Below are 17,323 nucleotides of genomic sequence, written 5' to 3'. Positions count from 1 at the left end.
GCGCACTAAAGGCATATCGCCAGCATGGTCATGAAACTGCAATGAGCGAAGCTTGAAATAGCAGGGCCACCAAGTGTGGCCCTTTTTCGTAGCCTTCGAGATTTCCATGACCGTCACCGAGCAGTTGGGCACGTTGCAACGCATCCTCGCCCAAGGTGCCATCACCTCGCTGTTCCAGCCCATCGTCTCGCTTTCCAGCCAGCGCATTCTCGGCTACGAGGCCCTGAGCCGCGGGCCATCCGACAGCTCCCTGCACTCACCGATCAACCTGCTGGCAACGGCACGCCATGCCGGGCGGCTGGACGAGCTGGAGATAGCCTGCCGCCAGAGCGCCTGCCGTCGCTTCACCGACCAACAGCTGGGCGGCAAGCTGTTTCTCAACGTCTCTCCCGAAACGCTGCTCGACCCGCACCACAAGCCCGGGCGCACCCTCGAACTGCTGCGCCAGCATGGCATCGCGCCCGAGCGCGTGGTCATCGAGCTCACCGAGCAGACGCCCACCGAGGACTTCGAACTGCTGGATGCGGCGCTGCGCCATTACCGCGCCATGGGCTTTTCCATCGCGCTGGACGACCTAGGCGCCGGCTACTCCAGCCTGCGCATGTGGTCGCAACTGCGGCCGGACTACGTGAAGATCGACCGCTACTTCATCGATGGCATCCACCAGGACAGCGTCAAGCGCGAGTTCGTCAACTCAATCCTGAAGATCGCCGCAGCCTCCAATGCCAAGGTCATCGCCGAGGGCATCGAGCTGAACGAGGAGCTGCAGACCCTGGCCGCCATGGGCGTGGACCTGGTCCAGGGTTACCTGCTGGGCCGTCCGCAGGAAAAGCCGCCGGGCGATGAAACGATCCGTCTGCCCGCCACTCACACCGAAACTTTCGACGAGGACGGCCCTGCCCTTGCCGCGCTGCTGATCCGCCAGCCGGCGATCGAGGCCGGGCGACCGATCAGCGAGCTGCTCGACTTCTTCCGCCAACAGGCCAGCCTGAACAGCATCGCGGTACTCGACGATGCCCGGCGACCGGTGGGTATCGTTCACCGCAGCCTGATCTCCGACGCGCTGCTCAAGCCGTTCGCGACCGACCTGCTGGCGCGCAAGCCGGTCAGCCGGCTGATGTGCAACGACCTGCTGGTCGTCGATATCAACCGCTCGCTGCACCAGGTCAGCCGGTTGCTGACCAGCCGTGCACGCCAGCGCGTCGACGAGGACTTCGTGATCACTGCCGATGGCGCCTACCTGGGCCTTGGGCGCGTCATCGACGTGCTCAAGCTGATCACCGAGATGAAGATCCGGCAGGCCCGGCATGCCAACCCGCTCACCCTGCTGCCGGGCAACGTGCCCATTCGCCAGGCGCTGGCACGGCTGCTCCAGCAGCGCCAGGAAGCGGTGATCTGCTACGTCGACATCGACAACTTCAAGCCCTTCAACGACCTCTACGGGTACGCCAGTGGCGACGAATTGCTGCTGTGCCTGGCCGAATGCCTGGCCGAAGGCATCGACCCGCAGCGGGACTTCCTCGGGCATATCGGAGGCGACGATTTCATGCTGGTACTCGGCCCGGGCGACTGGCAGATACGCATCCAGCGCCTGTTCGAGCGCTTCGAGAGCCGCTGCCGGCGCTTCTACCGCAGCGAGCACCTGGCCCGTGGCTGCTTCATTGCCGAGAACCGCAACGGCGAGGCGGAGTGCTTCGCCCTGCTCTCGCTGTCAGTCGGTGCCGTGCACCTGCATGCCGCACATGCCGCGCACACGGATGCCGCGACGCTGGCGTCCCTGGCATCGGAGGCCAAGCGCCTGGCCAAGCAGCAGGCCGGCTTCAGCCTGCAACTGATCGAGGCGCGAGATGCAGTTCAGGCGCCCAGCGTGCGTGCCAGCGCCTTGTAGCGCTCGGCCTGCACGGGATCGGCCGCCAGCCCGTGGCCACCTGCCCGATAGAGCTGCTCCAGGCGGATCGCAGCGAGCGGATGCCCGGCTTCGGCCGCCAGCGACCACCAGCGTGCCGCCTCGACACCGTCCGGGCCGTGGCTGGCGTGCTCACCGAGGCTGATTGCGCCCAGCTGGTAGGCGGCCTTGGCATCGCCGGCCTGGGCGGCCAGGCGCAACAGGCGGATGCCTTCCTGCTTCGCACCCAGGCCCTGGCCGCGGAAATACAGCATGTGGCCGTAGAAGCTCTGGGCGCCGCGATCGCCCAGCGCCGCCCGGCGGGCGAACTGTCCTTCCATCCAGCGCCACAGGCGCGGATGCCCGACGGCAGCGCGCCAGGACATCAGGCGCCGGGCGACAAGGTAGCCCAAGCGGGCGCGGAGTTTCCAAAGCATCAATGCAGGCTCGTGTAGTCGTATTCGAACACGCGCGCCACCTCGCCGGCATGCCAGCTGGCCGCCGCGGTGCCGTCGGCCGCCCCGACGAAGCGTCCCAGGCGCGCCACGCATTCGAAGAACCCCGGACGGGGCAATCGGCTGGCCCCCTGGCTGATCACCAGGGCGCTGCGCAACGGACGTTCGGCGCGGGCATCCAGCGCCGCCAGGTGTTCCAGCGCGGCGGTCAGCGTCTGCATCGCCGGCGCAGGCAACTGCAGGCGCTCGACCAGGGCCCGATAGGTCACCAGGTGGCGCTGGCGCTGGGCGTCGGCCAGCTCGGCCAGCAGTGCGTCCCAGTGCGCGCGGCTGATGCGCACGGATCGATCGCTCAAGCGTCTTCCTCCCAGCCCTCGACACCCAGCGCACGGGCCAGCGCCCGGCGAATGGCCGCGTCCGGCGCGCGCTCGCCGCTCTCGATCAGTGCCAGGTATGGCGGGCTGATGCCCACCGAGCGCGCCAGCTCCTCGATGGAAAGATGGCCGGCCTGACGCAGGCGGCCAAGCTCGCCGAACGACGGCCGCTGGGGCTGGGGCTGGGCGACCGGCTGGGCGGGCACCGCTTCACGTTGGCCGGCAGCCACCAGCAAGGCCTGGTACTCCGCCCACGGCAGCACGGCGTAATCGGGCGCACCGTCGCGCATGATCACCTGAACATTCATCATCCAATCCTTAGCGAAACCGATAGCCGGAATCTTAACAGCCCTTGCGGGCTCCTGAGCGTCCGGCCGCGCTCCGATGAATCGGTTGAACGGTGCTCGTTCAGGCCTCGCGCTTGGCCTTGCTGTCGGGCAGCACGTCCAGCGAAGCCCGGCGGCTCGCAGGGCCGGCATCGCGCCAGGCGCGGAATGCCGCAAGCTCGGCGGACCAGTTGCGCACCACCCAGCTCAGCACCGCCAGGTCATCGACGAAGCCCAGCCCGGGAATCCAGTCGGGAATGGCATCCAGCGGCGAGAGGAAGTACAGCAGCGCCGCGACTACCGAGACCATCGCCTGGGCGCTGACGGCGCGGTACTCGCCTTTCCACCAGGCCACGCAGAGCTGCCTGAGCAATGTCAGCTGCTCGCCCAGCTCGCCGACCAGGCGGCGCGAGCCCTTCTTGCGTGTCACGGCCAGCAACAGTGCCGGTAGCCTACCGGCGGCCAGCAGCCGGCGCGCCATCGGCAGGTAGGGAAGCATCTTCCAGGGCATCTTCATGGATCCAGGCTCCGTAGGTTGCGGTTATCCACCAAAGCTGTGGACAACTTTGTGGAAAGCGATTGGATCGATGCGCGCAGGCCAGGGCGGACGAGGCCTGGCAACAGAACGCCGCATTTTTGATCACCAAGGCAAAGGCTTGAAAAACAAGAACTTAGCCATTAGGCGAAGCACGCGCCTCGGACAAGGTATCAACAAGCGGCGGATCAGGGGCAAATGTGCATAACCGGCCGCTGCCATTGTCGAAACGACAAGGATTCGGACCGGATCAGGCGAGACGGGTTCGGCTGGGGAAGCGGGCCTTTGCGGCCCGCCGGCAGTCAGAGCTGCAGTTTGCTGCGATTCTTCTCGAGGGTCGCCGCGCCGATGCCCTTGACCTCGAGCAGCTCGTCGACGGACTGGAACGGACCGTGGTTTTCACGATAGGCAACGATGGCCCTGGCCTTGGCCGGGCCGATACCGACCAGCTCACGCCCGAGCGTCTCGGCGTCGGCGCTGTTCAGGTTGACGGTTGCCTGGGCTACCACAGCCGGGGCAGCGGGCTGTTGCGCGCTGTCGGCCTGCTTGGCGGCGTGGCCTGCGACCGAAACGGCGCACAGGGCAGCGAAAAGGAAGGAACGGAAAAACGACTGCTTCATGATCATGTCCTTATGATGAATACCGGAGGGTTGCGGGACTTCCTGCTCCGCAGCCGTCGAAGCTTCGGCCTGCACCTGGGCCCTGTCAAAGCGGCCCAGGCGATTTTGCGAACGAGGCCACATCCTCAGCGCATCACGTTGAACAGGCTGAGGCCGCTGATCTTCACATAGCTCTGCTGCGCCGCCTGCAGCACCACGCTCTGCATCGACAGCCGCGACAGCGCCTCGGGATAGTCGAGTTCGCGCAGCTCGGCCTGCACGGCCTTGTTCACCAGCGCCACGTCCTCGTTGTCGGTGGTGGTCGTCTCGATGACGTTCAGGCGGGCGCCAATATTGCCGCGTGCGGCATCGACGCTGACCATGCCGTGGTCGAGGTTGGTCAGCCCGACAGCCACGGCATCGCGGATATCGGTATTGCTCGAGGCCGGATTCTCCAAGGCCTTGCGCAGGTTGCCGATGGTATCGAGGATGCCCTGCTTCTGGTCGCCGGTCTGGCTCAGGACGATGGTTTCGCCCGATGCCGAAGGGTTGCCGTCGATAAAAAGGGTGACGCCGCCGAACACCAGCTTGTTTTCTGCCTGCGGATCATCGTCCAGACTGCCCGTGCCCAATGTGTTGCCCTGCGCATCGGTGACGGTGTAGTTGCGTTCGTTCGGACTGGCGGCGAACTCGATGCGGATATCGCCCAGCCCGGCGAATGCGACTTCGTCAGTGATCAGCGGGGCGGAGATGGCCAGCGTCGAGGCCGAACCGTCGCCGGTCGTCGCGGCGGCCGAGAGGCGCCCCGCGTTCGTTACCCCCTGGAAGATCGACTTGCCGTTGTCACTGATGGGGATGCTCAGCGAGCTGGCGATCTGCAGCTTGCGCTGGCCTTCATCACCGTCGTAGCGGTACTCGCCATCGGCAGTGCGCACGAACGGCTGGGTCTTGCCCTGGAAGCCGGAGAACAGGTACTCGCCCCGCGCGTTGCGGGTGTTCATCAGCGACAGCAGCTCGTCCTCGCGCTCGCCGAGCTCGGCGGCGATGGACTTGCGGTCCTGCGGATCGAGCGCGCCGTTGCCCGCCTGCACGGCAAGCTCGCGTACCCGCTGCAGGACGGTATTCACCGAATTGAGCGTGACCTCCTCCTGGGTCAGGCTGTTCTTCGCCGCGGTCAGGTTCGAGTTGTACTGGCCAAGCACGCTCTGCTGCTGGTCGAGCTGCAGCAGGCGCACCGAGGCGACCGGATCGTCCGCCGGCGTCAGGATGCGGTTGCCGGTGCTGATCTGCTCCTGGGTGCGGGTCACGCTGGCATAGTTGCGCTGCAGGCCGGCCACGCCATTGTTGAACGCTTGCAAGGTGGAAATACGCATGACGGTGCCTGTTAGCGGAAGGTACTGATCAGGGTATCGAACAACGAGCGCGCAACTTGAATGATCTGTGCCGAGGCGTTGTAGTACTGCTCGAACTTGATCAGGTTGGCCGCCTCTTCGTCGAGGTTGACTGCCGACAGCGAGTCGCGGTTGCCGGTGGCCTGCTTGAGGATGGCGCCGGTCGCCTCGCTGTCCAGGCGGGCCTGGGCAGTCAGGGTGCCGACCCGCTCGACCAGCTCGCCGTAGCCGTCGGTGAAGCTGGCGCCGCTGCCAGCGACACCGGCCGTCACGCCGAGGGTCTGCTTGTTCTGCAGGCCGGCCAGCGCCAGCGCGTTGCGGTTGTCGGAGACACCGCTCTGGTTGAACGCCAGGGTGAAGCTGTCGCCGGTCTGCGGACGGCCGCTCAGGGCGAACTCGAACTCGTAGCTCCCGCTCGCATCGGTATAGGCCAGGCGCACCGTGTTGCTGCTTCCCGACTGGAGGCTGGGAGTGGCCGGGTTGCCGGACGCATCGACATAACTCCAGCCGGCCGGCAGGGCGCTCAGGGAATAGCTGCCATCAGCCGCAACGTTCGCCTGCAGCGACGGCAGCGAGTCGAAGGCGCTTTTCAGACCCGCCACATCGATCGGCGATGGCGCCGCGACGAGGCCGGGCTGGCCAATGGCACCGGTACCGACGTTCTGCAGGCTCGCTTCGGCGCGTGCCGGCGAGGCAAAGGCCAGTTGATCGGCCTGATCCAGCTCGACGCTGATGCCGGCCGCACCGCGGCGGGTCGGCATGATCTGCACCCGGTCGCCGTCCTTCAGCGTCTGCTGCGCGGCCAGGCTGAGCGAGAAGCCGAAGCGGTCGTCGCCGAAGGCTCCGGCGCTCCAGTTGCCGCCCGCCTCGCGAATGCGATAGGTACCCGCCGCCAGATCGACGATCTCGATCTCGTAATCCTTGGTGCCCAGCTGGCTGGTATCGGTGATCGTGACATCGACCCCGGTCGGATAGCTGCGCTTGTCGATCAAATCCGGCGCGTTGATGTCCTTGAACAGATCGACGCCGACGTTGCCCTTGAGGTCCAGGCCCTGGCCGAGCTGGGTGTTGATCTGGTCGGTGATGCCCAGCGCCAGGCGCCCCAGCGAATTGAGCGTGGGGTCGAGCACCTCGTCACGGTAGCGGATCAGGCCGCCCAGCTCGCCACCGGTGAGCATGGAGGTCACCGTCTGCCGCGAGTTGCCGCTGACGAAGGCGACCTGGAAGCGCGTCGGGTCGTTGCTGCCGGGGCCTGCCTCCAGGCGGTTGGCCGTCGCGCCGACCACCAGCGGCTGACCGGTGCCGACGAAGATGTTGAACGAGCTGTCGTCCTGCGGAACCACCGTCACGCCGACATACTGCGACAGCTGCCGCACCGCCTCGTCGCGCTGGTCGAGCAGGTCGTTGGGCTGCTTGCCGTTGGCGGCGGCCACGGCGATCGCATCGTTGAGGCTGGCGATGCTGCCGGCCAGGCGGTTGACCTGGTCGGTAACCGTCTGCATCTGCTTGTTGAGCGACTCGTTCTGCTGGTTGAGCCGGTCGTAGACGGTATTGAAACGTCGTGCCAGGCCCTCGGATTCGGCCAGTACCAGCTGCCGCGCCGGAATGTTGGCGGGGTCCTCGGCGGCGGTCTGCAGGGCCGAAAAGAAGCTGTTGAGCGCCGGGGTGATGCCCGTGGTGCTGCCGGCCAGCAGCGAGTCGAGCTGGTCGATCTGGCTCTTGTAGGCCTCGACATCCTTGCTCAGCGCCGTGCTGCTGCGCAGCTGCGCGGTGAGGAATTCGCTGTAGCTGCGACGTACCTCGACCAGCGTGGTACCCGAGCCGATATAGCCGGCGCCGCTGAACTGTGCCAGCCGTGTCGCCTGGGTCGCATCCTGACGCGTGTAGCCTGGCGTGTTGACGTTGCTGATGTTGTGGCCGGTGATCGACAGCTGGGTCTTGCTGGCGGAGAGGCCGGAAAGGCCAATGTTGAGAAGGTCAGCCATGAATTAGCCTCTGGTCCGCATGGCGGGCGCCGAACCTGCGTCGGCGACGGTCTGATAGGTCTGCATCTTGCGCGCGATCTGGCTGATCTTGCGTGCATATTGCGGGTCGGTGGCGTAGCCGGCCTTCTGCAGTTCGTGCACGAAGCGCTCGGAATCGCCGGTACGGCTGGCCACCTGGATGGCGGAGCGGTAGCGATCGTTGTTCTGCAGCAGGTTGACGAAGTCGTTGAAGCTCTGCTCGAAGGAATCGTAGGCACGGAAACCGGCCACTTCGCGGCGCGCCTTGCCGTTGACGTATTCGGTGGTGGTGGCCGAGGCCGACTCACCCTGCCAGCCGGTGGCCTTGATGCCGAACAGGTTGTGGCTGTTGCTGCCGTCGCGATGGCGGATCATCGACTTGCCCCAGCCGGTCTCCAGCGCCGCCTGGGCGACCAGGAAGCGCGGCTCGACGCCCAGGCGCTCGGCGGCCTTCTCGGCCATCGGCAGCATGGTGTCGATGAATTCCTGCGGTGAAGCGAAGCGCTTGCGGCTGACCGCACCGGCCTGGCCCGCCTCGACGCCATTGACCACCAGCGCGCGCTCGCGCGGTGCGGCAAAGGCGGTAGCCGGCTTCCAATCCAGGTCGACCAGCGGCTGCGGGCCGCCCTCGACCGGCGCCGCGGGTGCGGTCGCCGGCAGCTCGGCCAGCTGGGGCGCGGCGAGTCGCCCGGGCAGCGCCAGGCGCCGCTGGTTGAGCAGCCTGGAGTCGTCGCGCACGGGCTCGGCGGCCTGCGCCGGTTGCTGCGGCCAGGCCGCGCCTTCGGTGCGCTCGACCTGGGCGAAGGGATTGCTGCGGCTGGCCGAGGCCGTCTGCTTGCTCAACTGGCGCACCAGTACGTCGGCCAGGCCGATGCCGCCACCGTCCTTGGACAGGCTGACCGAGAGCTGCTGATCGTACATTTCCTGGTACTGCTTGGCCGCCGGGCTGTTGAAGGGGTTGTCCTTGGCCATTACATCGGTCGCCGCCCGCATGGACTTGAGCATTTCGTTCATGAACAGCGACTCGAATTCCTGGGCGACCTGGCGCACGTTCTCTTCGCTGTCGCGCTCCTTGCCCACCTTGAGCTGGCTCAGGCGGTTGAGGTCGTTGTAGCTGCCACTGTCGGGGGCGCGCCGGCCGGCGCCGAGTCGAGTATCCATGCGATGCCCTCAGATCACGATCAGGTCGGCCTGCAGCGCGCCGGCCTGCTTGAGCGCCTCGAGAATGGCCATCAGGTCGCTGGGCGCTGCGCCGACCTGGTTCACCGCGCGGACGATCTCGTCGAGGGTGGTACCGGGGCCGAACTTGAACATCGGCTTGGCTTCTTCCTCGGCCTTGACCCGCGAATTGGGCACTACCACCGTCTGCCCGCCGGACAGCGGTTCCGGCTGGCTGACCTGCGGGTCCTCGGTGATGGTCACGGTGAGGCTTCCATGGGTGACCGCGGCCGGCTGCACACGCACGTTCTGGCCGATGACGATGGTGCCGGTGCGCGAGTTGATGATGACCTTGGCCACGGCCTGGCCGACCTCGATATCGAGGTTCTCCAGGATCGACAGGTAGTCGACGCGCTGGCCCGGATCCAGCGGCGCAGTGACACTGACCGAGCCGCCGTCCAGCGCCCGCGCCACGCCCGGGCCGAGCAGTTCGTTGATCTGGTCGACGATGTTCTTGGCGGTGGTGAAGTCCGGGCGATTGAGGTTGAGGGTCAGCGTATTGCCCTGGTTGAAACCGCTCGGCACCGGCCGCTCGACGGTCGCGCCAGCCGGGATACGCCCAGCCGACGGCACGTTGACGGTGATCCGCGAGCCGTCCGCGCCGCCCGCATCGAAGCCGCCGACCACCAGGTTGCCCTGGGCCACGGCGTAGACGTTGCCGTCGATGCCCTTGAGCGGCGTCATCAGCAGGCTGCCGCCGCGCAGGCTCTTGGCGTTGCCGATCGAGGACACGGTGATGTCGATGGTCTGCCCGGGCTTGGCGAAGGCCGGCAGGTCGGCATGCACCGAGACCGCGGCGACGTTCTTGAGCTGCACGTTGCCGCCGTTGGGCACCTTGATGCCGAACTGCGCCATCATGTTGTTGAACGTCTGCACGGTGAACGGCGTCTGCGTGGTCTGGTCGCCGCTGCCATTGAGGCCGACCACCAGGCCGTAGCCGATCAGCTGGTTGGTCCGCACGCCGCTGATGGTGGCGATGTCCTTCAGGCGCTCGGCGTGGGCCGGCGCGCCGGCGACCAGCAGGCCGAGAAGCACGAGTAGTCTTGCAAGCATGGCGGCAGACCTCAGAACGGCCACAGCGGGCTGATGAAGAAGCGGTCCAGCCAACCCGGCTGGCTGGCATCGGCGAAGGCGCCGGTGCCCGAATAGGTGATGCGTGCGTCGGCGATGCGTGTCGAGGGCACGGTGTTGTCGGTGGTGATGTCGTCGGCGCGCACCAGGCCGGCGATGCGCACCAGCTCGTCGCCGGTGTTGAGCGTCATCCACTTCTCGCCGCGCACCGCGAGGATGCCGTTGGGCAACACTTCCGAAACGGTGACGGTGATCGAGCCGGACAGGCTGTTGCTCTGCCCGGCCTGGCCGGAGCCGGAGGTGTCGCGCGAGGCGTCGTACTCGGCGCCCAGCGACATGGTGTTGCCGGTCAGCGGGTTGGCCATCGACACGGCGCCGCCGAACAGCGAGCCGAGGCCGATGTTCGCGCTGCTGTCCTTGGATATCTGCGAGCTGGCGTTCTTGCTGGCCTGGGTCCGCTCGTTCAGGGTGATGGTGATGATGTCACCGACCCGGAACGCCTTGCGGTCGCCGTAGAGGTTGTTCTCGAAACCGGCCTGGTAGATGGCGCCATTGGTCTGCGCCGCCGGCAGCGGCGTGCGCGGCAGCACCGGCGCGTAGTACGGGTCGTTCGGTTTCGGCGCCGGGGCGACGCAACCGGAAAGGGCCACGGCGGCCATCGAGAATGCAAGCAGTACGCGGCTCATGGGATACCTCAAGCCTTCAGGGAAACACGGCGGGCAGCACGGCGCCCGCCTGCAACGGTCACGCCGGTCAGAGCTGCTGGGTGACGAAGGACAGCATCTGGTCGGCGGTGGAAATGACCTTGGAGTTCATCTCGTAGGCGCGCTGGGTGGTGATCATGTTGACCAACTCCTCCACCACGCTGACGTTGGAGTTCTCCAGGGTGTTCTGCAGCACCGTGCCCAGGCCGTTGAGGCCCGGCGTGCTGACCTGCGGCGCGCCGCTGGCGGCGGTCTCCAGGAACAGGTTGCTGCCCATGGCCTGCAGGCCGGCCGGGTTGATGAAGTCGGCGGTCTGCAGGTTGCCGATGATCTGCGGCTGCGCGTTGCCGAGGGTGGTCACCGACACGGTGCCGTCCTCGCCGACGGTGAAGCTCTGGGTCTCCGGCGGCACCACGATGGCCGGCTCCAGCGCATAGCCGTTGGCGGTGACCAGCTGGCCGTCGGCATTCAGGTGGAAGCTGCCGTCGCGGGTGTAGGACACCGTGCCGTCGGGCAGCAGCACCTGGAAGAAGCCGCGGCCGTTGATCGCCATGTCCAGCGGCTGTTCGGTGGTCTGCAGGCTGCCGGTGGTGAAGATCTTCTGCGTGCCGGTGATGCGCACGCCGGTACCCAGCTGCAGGCCCGAGGGCAGCTCGCTGTCCTGGGTCGACTGGCCGCCCGGCTGGCGGCGGATCTGGTACAGCAGGTCCTGGAACTCGGCGCGGTCCTTCTTGAAGCCGGTGGTCGAGACGTTGGCCAGGTTGTTGGAAATGGTGGTCAGGTTCATGTCCTGCGCGGACAGACCGGTCTTGCTGACCCAGAGAGCTGGAAGCATGTGCTTTTTCTCCTCGTGCGCCGCGGCGCAACGCGCTGTTAGCTGATTTGCAGGACGCGAGCCATGGCCGCCGAATCTTCCTCGGCGGTTCGCATCATCTTCACGTGCAGTTCGAACTGGCGGGACAGCGCCAGCATCGAAGTCATCTCGGCGACCGCATTGACGTTGCTCGCCTCGAGGAAGCCGGAAGTGACCCGCACCCCGGCATCGGCCTCGAGCGGCTGGCCGCCCTTCATGCGGATCAGGCCATCGGTGCCCTTCTCCAGCTGGGCCGGGTCCGGCTTGACCAGCTTGAGCCGGTCGACCGTCACCACCACGTTCGGGTCCTCGCCCAGGGCGCGGATGCTGATGGTGCCGTCATGGCCGATCTCGACCTTTTCCTCCGGCGGGATGGCGATCGGCCCGGCATTGCCCATGACCGGCATGCCTTCGGCGGTGCGCAGCATGCCCAGCACATCGACGTTCAGGCTGCCGGTGCGCACGTAGGCCTCGCTGCCGTCGGCGGCCTGCACCGCGATCCAGCCCTCGCCCTCGACCGCCACGTCCAGGTCGCGCCCGGTCTCCTGCAGCGCGCCGGGAGTGAAGTCGGTGCCCGGGCGCTCGGCCATGGCATAGACCCGTGCCGGAAAACTGTCGCCGAACACCTGCATCGAGCGCGCCTGTTCGAAGTCGCGCCGAAAGCCGGTGGTGGAGATGTTCGCCAGGTTGTTCGCATGGGCCTGCTGTGCCCGCGCGTTCTGGCTGGCGCCGGTCATGGCCACGTAGAGCATCTTGTCCATCGAGTTCTCCAGGCACGAGTTTTGACGCGCCAAGTTGAAGTCCCAAGGGAGATAGCAAGCCGCGTGCCACCCACCACGGCACAGAATTTCTGCTTTTTATTCAAATGGTTAAGCAGAAAAAACAAAGGCCCTTGCGGGCCTTGCCGAACGAGGCGGCGGAATACTGCCGGCGGCGGCAAGCGGTCGCCTGCCGCCTCCAGCCATCAACGCAGGTTGATGATGGTCTGGGTGACCGCGCTCTCGGTCTCGATGGTCTTGGCGTTGGCCTGGTAGTTGCGCTGGGCGACGATCAGGTTGACCAGCTGGTCGGACAGTTCGACGTTGGAATCCTCCAGCGCGCCGGCCTGCAACGCACCGAGCGTGCCGGAGCGTGGCGTCCCCACCACCGGCTCGCCGGATTCGAACGACTGCACCCACTGGCTCTTGCCCACTGGGGTCAGGCCCTGCACGTTGGCGAAGTTGGCCAGCACGATCTGCCCCTGCACCTTCGACTGGCCGTTGGTGTAGCGCGCGAAGATCACGCCGGTGTCGTCGATCTCCAGCCCGGCCAGCTCGCCGGTGGTGTAGCCGTCCTGGGCGACGCTGTTGACCGCGAAGGAGCTGGCGAACTGGGTCGACTTGGTCAGGTCGATGGTGATGCCGCCGGTCGCGGCCTGTGCGCCGTTGGCGCTCCAGACCGCCGGGGTGGCGCCATTGGAAATGGCCGGCACCCAGTTGGTGAGACGCAGGGTCCCATCGGCATTGAGCGCGAAATCGCCAGCGGTGGTCCCTTGCAGGCTGCCGGACGAATCGAAGGTCAGGGTCGTATCGAAGGCATCGGTTGAGCTCGGGTTTGCCGGGTTGCGGCCGTCGACCAGCACGCGCATGTCCCAGGTATTGGCGCTCGTCTTGACGAAGTATTGCGTCATGACGTGGGCGTTGCCCTGCGAGTCATAGATGTTCAGCGAGGTCGAGCTGTTGTAGGTGGTCGGGTCGGCCGGGTCGAAGGTGCCGTTGGCGGCCGTCAGGGCGCCGGCGGTGTCGCCGGGATTGGTGGTCAGCCAACCCTCGTAGGCACTCGTCCAGGCACTCGGCGAGCCATTGGTCGAGTTCAGGTTGAAGACCGTGTCGATCTTCGAGCTGGCCTTCGGCGCCTGGTTGGTGGTCTGCACCTGGAGGTCGCTGACCACGCCGTTCTGCAGGTTGCCGTTGCCGTCGACCGCATAGCCCTGCAGCTTGTAGCCGAAGTTGTCGACGACAAAGCCTTCGCGGTCGGTGCCGAAGTAGCCGGCGCGCGTGTAGCTCACCGCACCGTTGTTGCTGACCTGGAAGAAGCCGTTGCCGTTGATCGCCAGATCCAGCGCGTTCTGCGTGTAGTTGATGTTGCCCTGGTTGAACTGCTGCGACACGTTCGCCAGCAGCACGCCGCTGCCCTGCGGGTTCTTGCCGGTACCCAGCACGGAGGCCGCGTACACGTCGGCGAATTCCGCGCGGGACTGCTTGAAGCCTACGGTACCGGCGTTGGCGATGTTGTTGCCGGTGACGTTGAGATCCTTGCTGGCGGCGCGCATGCCGCTGAGGCCGATGTTGAAAGACATGAATCGCTCCTGTGCCGAACCTGGCGGCGCTTATTGACCGATGATCTGGACCTGGGAAAGACCGATGCTGCCGACGCCGGCCAGGTTGAGCATGAGCTCGCCACCGTTCTGCCCGAGGGTGACGCTGTCCACGTTGGCCGGCAGCAAGGTGTAGAGCCCCTTGGTCTCGCCGTCGTAGGTGGCCTGCGCCTCGAACCTGTAGGTACCCGGCGGCACCACGTCGCCGCTGGAGTTCTTGCCGTCCCACATGAAGGAGACGTTGCCGGCCTGCTGCTGGCCGAGGTTGACCCGGTTGACCATGGTCCCGGCGCTGTCATAGACGTTGACGAAGACGTTGCTGCTGCTGGTGGGCAGCACCAGGCTGGCCTTGAACGTCTCGCTGGTGTCGACCACTGCCCGCTCGGTCGGCACGATCACCTTGCGCCCGACCAGCGACGAAGCCTGCAGTGCCTGCGAGGACTGGTAGCCGGAAAGGATGGTTTCCATGCTCGAGTTGAGCTTCTCGACGCCCTCGACCGTGCTGAACTGCGCCAGCTGGCCGATGAACTCGCCGTTCTCCTGCGGCTCGAGCGGATTCTGGTTGTTCAGCTGGGCGACCAGCAGCTCGAGGAATTCGTTCTTGCCCAGGTCGTTGCCCTTGGCCTCACGATCGTTGCCGATCTGGTACTGATCGAGCACCGAGCTGCCGGCGCTGACGCCGCTGGTAGTTGTCATCTCGTACTCCTGCGGTTACTGGCCGAGCGTCAGAACTTTCTGCAGCATCGTCTTGGCGGTATTCATCAACTCGGCGTTGGTCTGGAACGCACGGCTGGCCGAGATCATGTCCGCCATCTCCTCGACCACGTTGACGTTGGGGTAATACACGTAGCCGCTTTCGTCGGCAGCCGGGTGATTCGGCTCGTAGCGCGCCTGCAGCTCGCCCTGGTCCTCGACCACGCCGAGCACCTGCACGCCGACACCAGCCTGCTGCTCGTCGGCGAACAACGAATCACCGGCGCCACCACTGGCCTGCTGGAGCATGGTGGCGAACACCGGATGCCGGGCCCGGTAGGTCTGGTCGACGCTGGAAGACACCGTCTCGGCGTTGGCGATGTTGCTGGAAATGGTGTTCAGGCGCGTGCTCTGTGCGCTCATGCCGGTGCCGGCGATGTTGAAAACACTGCTGAGGGACATGCTCGTACTCCGTTATTCGCCGCGCAGGGCGGTCATCAGCCCGCGGAACTTGCTGTTGAGCAGGGTGAAGCTGGCCTGGAAGTCGATGGCGTTCTGCGCGTAGCTCGATTGCTCGATCTGCAGATCCACGGTGTTCTGGTCGAGGGAAGGTTGCGCCGGGGTGCGAAAACGCAACGCCGGGTCGGCCAGCTCCAGGCCTTCGCTGGCGATATGGCGCGCATGGGTCCGCTCGGTCGCGAAGCCACCCTGCCCCTTGGCCGCCTGTTGCGCCAGCACGGTCTTGAAATCCAGGTCGCGGGCCTTGTAGTTCGGCGTATCGGCGTTGGCGATATTGTTGGCCAGCACCTCGGCCCGCTGCGCGCGAAAGTCCAGCGCCTTTTCGTGAATACCCAGAGCCTTGTCGAAGCTGATGCTCATCGGCCCGCCCTCCTATTGATGGTGGCGAGCAAAAAGCAAGGCCCATGCCACAACGGGAAAGGCCCGGTATTTCAAGGGGCTAGGAAGAAAGGGCGGCGGCACGGCGTCAAAAGCGGCAAGGCTTTACCGCACCGATTGCCGCCCTGGCAGCCTTGGATGACGGTTTTTTGCCGCCGGCCGGCTACTTGGCCTTGTAGATGATGCCCGGGCTGCACTGGACCATCTGGTACAGCTCCGGCAGGCCGTTGAGCGCCTCCGAGGCGCCGAGCAAGAGGTAGCCACCCGGCTTGAGCGTGGCGTGGATGCGCTTGAGGATGTCCTTCTTCACATCGGCCGAGAAGTAGATCAACACGTTGCGGCAGAACACGATGTCGAACTTGCCGAGCGCCGCATAGCTGTCGAGCAGGTTCTGCACGCGGAACTCGACGCGGCTGCGAATGGCCGGCTTGACGACCCAGCGCCCCGGCCCCTTGGGATCGAAATAGCGCTGCAGGCGCTCGCTCGAAAGGCCGCGGGCAATCGCCAGGGTGTCGTACTCGGCCGCCTTGCTCGCCGCCAGCATGGCGCCGGACAGCTCGGTGGCGACGATCTGCACGCCCAGCTTCGGCTGGCTGGGCAGGCTGCGCTCGTATTCGTCGATGGACATGGAGATCGAATAGGGCTCCTGCCCGGACGAGCAGGCCGCCGACCAGATGCGCAGGCGCTGGCCGCTGCCGGCCTTGACCAGCTCTGGAAAGAGCCGCGCCTTGAGCACCTCGAACGGATAGGTATCGCGAAACCACAGGGTCTCGTTGGTCGTCATGGCATCGACGACCTGCTCCTTGAGGCCCGAGCGCGGCATGGCCTGCAGCCGGCGCACCAGCTCGCCCAGGCTCTTGATGCCCTGCTGCTCCATCAGCTTGTTCAGCCGGCTGGAGACCAGATACTGCTTGTTGCTGCCGAGCAATATCCCGCAGGCCTTTTCCAGGAACGCGCGGAACAGGTCGAAATCCTGATCAACTGACACCCATTTGCCTCACTGTCGAATGCGAGGACCCAGCCTCAGTTCGCATCTGCCTGCCTGATCCGCTCAACCACACGACCGGCCAGGTCGTCCGGTTGGAACTTCGCCAGGAAGTCGTCGGCCCCCACGCGCTTGACCATGTTCTGGTTGAACACGCCGGAAAGCGAAGTATGCAGCAGGATGTGCATGCCCTGCATGCGCAGATCGCGGCGGATCTCGGTAGTCAGCGTATAACCATCCATCTCCGGCATCTCGATGTCCGAGATCAGCATGAGGAACTCGTGCGCCGGGGCCTGTCCGTTATCGGCCATCTGCTTTAGGTAAGTCAGCGCCTCGCGACCATCGTTCAGGGCGACCACCTCGACCCCGATGTTCTGCAGGCAGCGACTGACCTGCTTGCGCGCCACGGACGAGTCATCGACGATCAGCACCCGGCAGGAAACTGCCCGGGACTGCACCTCGGTGTCCACCGGCGTCATCGGCACCGCATCGGCGCCCGGGGTCGCCTCGGCCAGCACCTTCTCCACGTCGATGATCTCGACCAGGCTGCCATCGATGTGGGTGACCGCCGTCAAGTAGTGATCGCGCCCCGCCCCCTTGGGCGGCGGCAGGATCTTCTCCCAGTTCATGTTGACGATGCGCTCGACCGAGCGCACCAGGAAGCCCAGCGTCCGGTTGTTGTATTCGGTGATGATGGCGAAGCTGTGCTGCAGGTCGTCGAGCCCCGGCCGGCCGGTGGCCAACGCGAGATCGAGAATCGGCAGCGTATTGCCGCGAATCGAAGCCACCCCGCGGATGACGCGCGCCGATTGCGGCATGTGCGTCAGCCTCGGACAGGGCAGCACCTCCTTCACCTTGAACACGTTGATGCCATAGAGCTGCGCGCCATCGAGGCGGAACAGCAGCAGTTCCAGCCGGTTCTGCCCGACGAGTTGAGTGCGCTGGTTAACCGAATCCAAAACACCGGCCATGCCAGTG

Annotated in this window: 19 protein-coding genes; 1 reads left to right on the top strand and 18 read right to left on the bottom strand. The window is 65.8% G+C overall.

Features of this window, described 5'->3' with window-relative positions:
• Positions 1 to 106: 106 nt before the first annotated feature.
• Positions 107 to 1,888 carry a GGDEF domain-containing protein gene (locus L3N39_RS08970; protein WP_237256979.1) on the top strand — a complete coding sequence of 594 codons (1,782 nt, stop codon included), beginning with the start codon at positions 107 to 109 and terminating at the stop codon, positions 1,886 to 1,888.
• Here L3N39_RS08970 and L3N39_RS08965 read toward each other — a convergent pair.
• The 18 genes from L3N39_RS08965 to L3N39_RS08880 all read right to left on the bottom strand — a co-directional run bounded on the left by L3N39_RS08965 (position 1,855) and on the right by L3N39_RS08880 (position 17,316).
• Positions 1,855 to 2,322: an SEL1-like repeat protein gene (locus tag L3N39_RS08965; RefSeq protein WP_237256978.1), complete on the bottom strand. Its 468-nt coding sequence runs from the start codon at positions 2,320 to 2,322 to the stop codon at positions 1,855 to 1,857. The two genes, L3N39_RS08970 and L3N39_RS08965, sit on opposite strands and share 34 nt — an antisense overlap.
• Positions 2,322 to 2,696, bottom strand: a complete 375-nt coding sequence (locus tag L3N39_RS08960) for a hypothetical protein (protein ID WP_237256977.1) — start codon at positions 2,694 to 2,696, stop codon at positions 2,322 to 2,324. The genes L3N39_RS08965 and L3N39_RS08960 overlap by 1 nt, the downstream gene beginning before the upstream one ends.
• Complete coding sequence (locus L3N39_RS08955) at positions 2,693 to 3,022, bottom strand: helix-turn-helix domain-containing protein (protein WP_237256976.1); 330 nt, start codon at positions 3,020 to 3,022, stop codon at positions 2,693 to 2,695. The genes L3N39_RS08960 and L3N39_RS08955 overlap by 4 nt, the downstream gene beginning before the upstream one ends.
• 100 nt (positions 3,023 to 3,122) lie before the next feature.
• Positions 3,123 to 3,557 (bottom strand): YkvA family protein, encoded by a 435-nt coding sequence (locus L3N39_RS08950; RefSeq protein WP_237256975.1) that lies wholly within the window; start codon positions 3,555 to 3,557, stop codon positions 3,123 to 3,125.
• Between the two features lie 320 nt (positions 3,558 to 3,877).
• On the bottom strand, positions 3,878 to 4,195 hold the full coding sequence (locus L3N39_RS08945) for a ComEA family DNA-binding protein (protein WP_237257078.1): 318 nt from the start codon (positions 4,193 to 4,195) through the stop codon (positions 3,878 to 3,880).
• A 125-nt stretch (positions 4,196 to 4,320) separates the two neighbouring features.
• A complete protein-coding gene (gene flgL, locus L3N39_RS08940; RefSeq protein ID WP_237256974.1) occupies positions 4,321 to 5,547 on the bottom strand; it encodes a flagellar hook-associated protein FlgL in 1,227 nt (408 codons plus the stop codon).
• A gap of 11 nt (positions 5,548 to 5,558) precedes the next feature.
• Positions 5,559 to 7,550: a flagellar hook-associated protein FlgK gene (gene flgK, locus L3N39_RS08935; protein ID WP_237256973.1), complete on the bottom strand. Its 1,992-nt coding sequence runs from the start codon at positions 7,548 to 7,550 to the stop codon at positions 5,559 to 5,561.
• A 3-nt stretch (positions 7,551 to 7,553) separates the two neighbouring features.
• Complete coding sequence (gene flgJ, locus L3N39_RS08930; protein ID WP_237256972.1) at positions 7,554 to 8,729, bottom strand: flagellar assembly peptidoglycan hydrolase FlgJ; 1,176 nt, start codon at positions 8,727 to 8,729, stop codon at positions 7,554 to 7,556.
• Between the two features lie 9 nt (positions 8,730 to 8,738).
• The gene (locus tag L3N39_RS08925; protein ID WP_237256971.1) at positions 8,739 to 9,839 is read right to left on the bottom strand and encodes a flagellar basal body P-ring protein FlgI; all 1,101 of its coding nucleotides are present in this window, start codon (positions 9,837 to 9,839) and stop codon (positions 8,739 to 8,741) included.
• 11 nt (positions 9,840 to 9,850) lie between these two features.
• A complete protein-coding gene (flgH, locus tag L3N39_RS08920; RefSeq protein ID WP_237256970.1) occupies positions 9,851 to 10,543 on the bottom strand; it encodes a flagellar basal body L-ring protein FlgH in 693 nt (230 codons plus the stop codon).
• Between the two features lie 67 nt (positions 10,544 to 10,610).
• Positions 10,611 to 11,396 (bottom strand): flagellar basal-body rod protein FlgG, encoded by a 786-nt coding sequence (gene flgG / locus L3N39_RS08915; protein ID WP_237256969.1) that lies wholly within the window; start codon positions 11,394 to 11,396, stop codon positions 10,611 to 10,613.
• Positions 11,397 to 11,434: 38 nt separating this feature from the next.
• On the bottom strand, positions 11,435 to 12,175 hold the full coding sequence (gene flgF / locus L3N39_RS08910) for a flagellar basal-body rod protein FlgF (RefSeq protein ID WP_237256968.1): 741 nt from the start codon (positions 12,173 to 12,175) through the stop codon (positions 11,435 to 11,437).
• 203 nt (positions 12,176 to 12,378) lie between these two features.
• Entirely contained in the window at positions 12,379 to 13,752 is a 1,374-nt protein-coding gene (flgE, locus tag L3N39_RS08905) for a flagellar hook protein FlgE (RefSeq protein WP_237256967.1), read from the bottom strand.
• 30 nt (positions 13,753 to 13,782) lie between these two features.
• On the bottom strand, positions 13,783 to 14,466 hold the full coding sequence (gene flgD / locus L3N39_RS08900; protein ID WP_237256966.1) for a flagellar hook assembly protein FlgD: 684 nt from the start codon (positions 14,464 to 14,466) through the stop codon (positions 13,783 to 13,785).
• 15 nt (positions 14,467 to 14,481) lie between these two features.
• Positions 14,482 to 14,925 carry a flagellar basal body rod protein FlgC gene (gene flgC / locus L3N39_RS08895; protein ID WP_237256965.1) on the bottom strand — a complete coding sequence of 148 codons (444 nt, stop codon included), beginning with the start codon at positions 14,923 to 14,925 and terminating at the stop codon, positions 14,482 to 14,484.
• 12 nt (positions 14,926 to 14,937) lie between these two features.
• Complete coding sequence (gene flgB, locus L3N39_RS08890) at positions 14,938 to 15,342, bottom strand: flagellar basal body rod protein FlgB (protein WP_237256964.1); 405 nt, start codon at positions 15,340 to 15,342, stop codon at positions 14,938 to 14,940.
• Between the two features lie 181 nt (positions 15,343 to 15,523).
• Positions 15,524 to 16,348, bottom strand: coding sequence for a protein-glutamate O-methyltransferase CheR (gene cheR, locus L3N39_RS08885; RefSeq protein ID WP_237256963.1), 825 nt, complete (start codon positions 16,346 to 16,348; stop codon positions 15,524 to 15,526).
• A gap of 35 nt (positions 16,349 to 16,383) precedes the next feature.
• Positions 16,384 to 17,316 (bottom strand): chemotaxis protein CheV, encoded by a 933-nt coding sequence (locus L3N39_RS08880; protein ID WP_237256962.1) that lies wholly within the window; start codon positions 17,314 to 17,316, stop codon positions 16,384 to 16,386.
• Between the last annotated feature and the right edge of the window lie 7 nt (positions 17,317 to 17,323).

Origin of the sequence: Pseudomonas oligotrophica, assembly GCF_021726475.1 — a bacterium.
GTDB classification, from domain to species: Bacteria; Pseudomonadota; Gammaproteobacteria; order Pseudomonadales; family Pseudomonadaceae; genus Stutzerimonas; species Stutzerimonas oligotrophica.
Note: the sequence above shows the minus strand (reverse complement) of the source record. Positions and strands in the feature narration are given on the sequence as shown.

Bases quoted from the DNA above. Each gene is read 5' to 3' on its own strand.
- L3N39_RS08970 (WP_237256979.1), top strand. From the start codon at position 107: ATGACCGTCACCGAGCAGTTGGGCACGTTGCAACGCATCCTCGCCCAA.
- L3N39_RS08965 (WP_237256978.1), bottom strand. From the start codon at position 2,322: ATGCTTTGGAAACTCCGCGCCCGCTTGGGCTACCTTGTCGCCCGGCGC.
- L3N39_RS08955 (WP_237256976.1), bottom strand. From the start codon at position 3,022: ATGAATGTTCAGGTGATCATGCGCGACGGTGCGCCCGATTACGCCGTG.
- L3N39_RS08950 (WP_237256975.1), bottom strand. From the start codon at position 3,557: ATGAAGATGCCCTGGAAGATGCTTCCCTACCTGCCGATGGCGCGCCGG.
- L3N39_RS08945 (WP_237257078.1), bottom strand. From the start codon at position 4,195: ATGAAGCAGTCGTTTTTCCGTTCCTTCCTTTTCGCTGCCCTGTGCGCC.
- flgL (WP_237256974.1), bottom strand. From the start codon at position 5,547: ATGCGTATTTCCACCTTGCAAGCGTTCAACAATGGCGTGGCCGGCCTG.
- flgK (WP_237256973.1), bottom strand. From the start codon at position 7,550: ATGGCTGACCTTCTCAACATTGGCCTTTCCGGCCTCTCCGCCAGCAAG.
- flgJ (WP_237256972.1), bottom strand. From the start codon at position 8,729: ATGGATACTCGACTCGGCGCCGGCCGGCGCGCCCCCGACAGTGGCAGC.
- L3N39_RS08925 (WP_237256971.1), bottom strand. From the start codon at position 9,839: ATGCTTGCAAGACTACTCGTGCTTCTCGGCCTGCTGGTCGCCGGCGCG.
- flgH (WP_237256970.1), bottom strand. From the start codon at position 10,543: ATGAGCCGCGTACTGCTTGCATTCTCGATGGCCGCCGTGGCCCTTTCC.
- flgG (WP_237256969.1), bottom strand. From the start codon at position 11,396: ATGCTTCCAGCTCTCTGGGTCAGCAAGACCGGTCTGTCCGCGCAGGAC.
- flgF (WP_237256968.1), bottom strand. From the start codon at position 12,175: ATGGACAAGATGCTCTACGTGGCCATGACCGGCGCCAGCCAGAACGCG.
- flgE (WP_237256967.1), bottom strand. From the start codon at position 13,752: ATGTCTTTCAACATCGGCCTCAGCGGCATGCGCGCCGCCAGCAAGGAT.
- flgD (WP_237256966.1), bottom strand. From the start codon at position 14,466: ATGACAACTACCAGCGGCGTCAGCGCCGGCAGCTCGGTGCTCGATCAG.
- flgC (WP_237256965.1), bottom strand. From the start codon at position 14,925: ATGTCCCTCAGCAGTGTTTTCAACATCGCCGGCACCGGCATGAGCGCA.
- flgB (WP_237256964.1), bottom strand. From the start codon at position 15,342: ATGAGCATCAGCTTCGACAAGGCTCTGGGTATTCACGAAAAGGCGCTG.
- L3N39_RS08880 (WP_237256962.1), bottom strand. From the start codon at position 17,316: ATGGCCGGTGTTTTGGATTCGGTTAACCAGCGCACTCAACTCGTCGGG.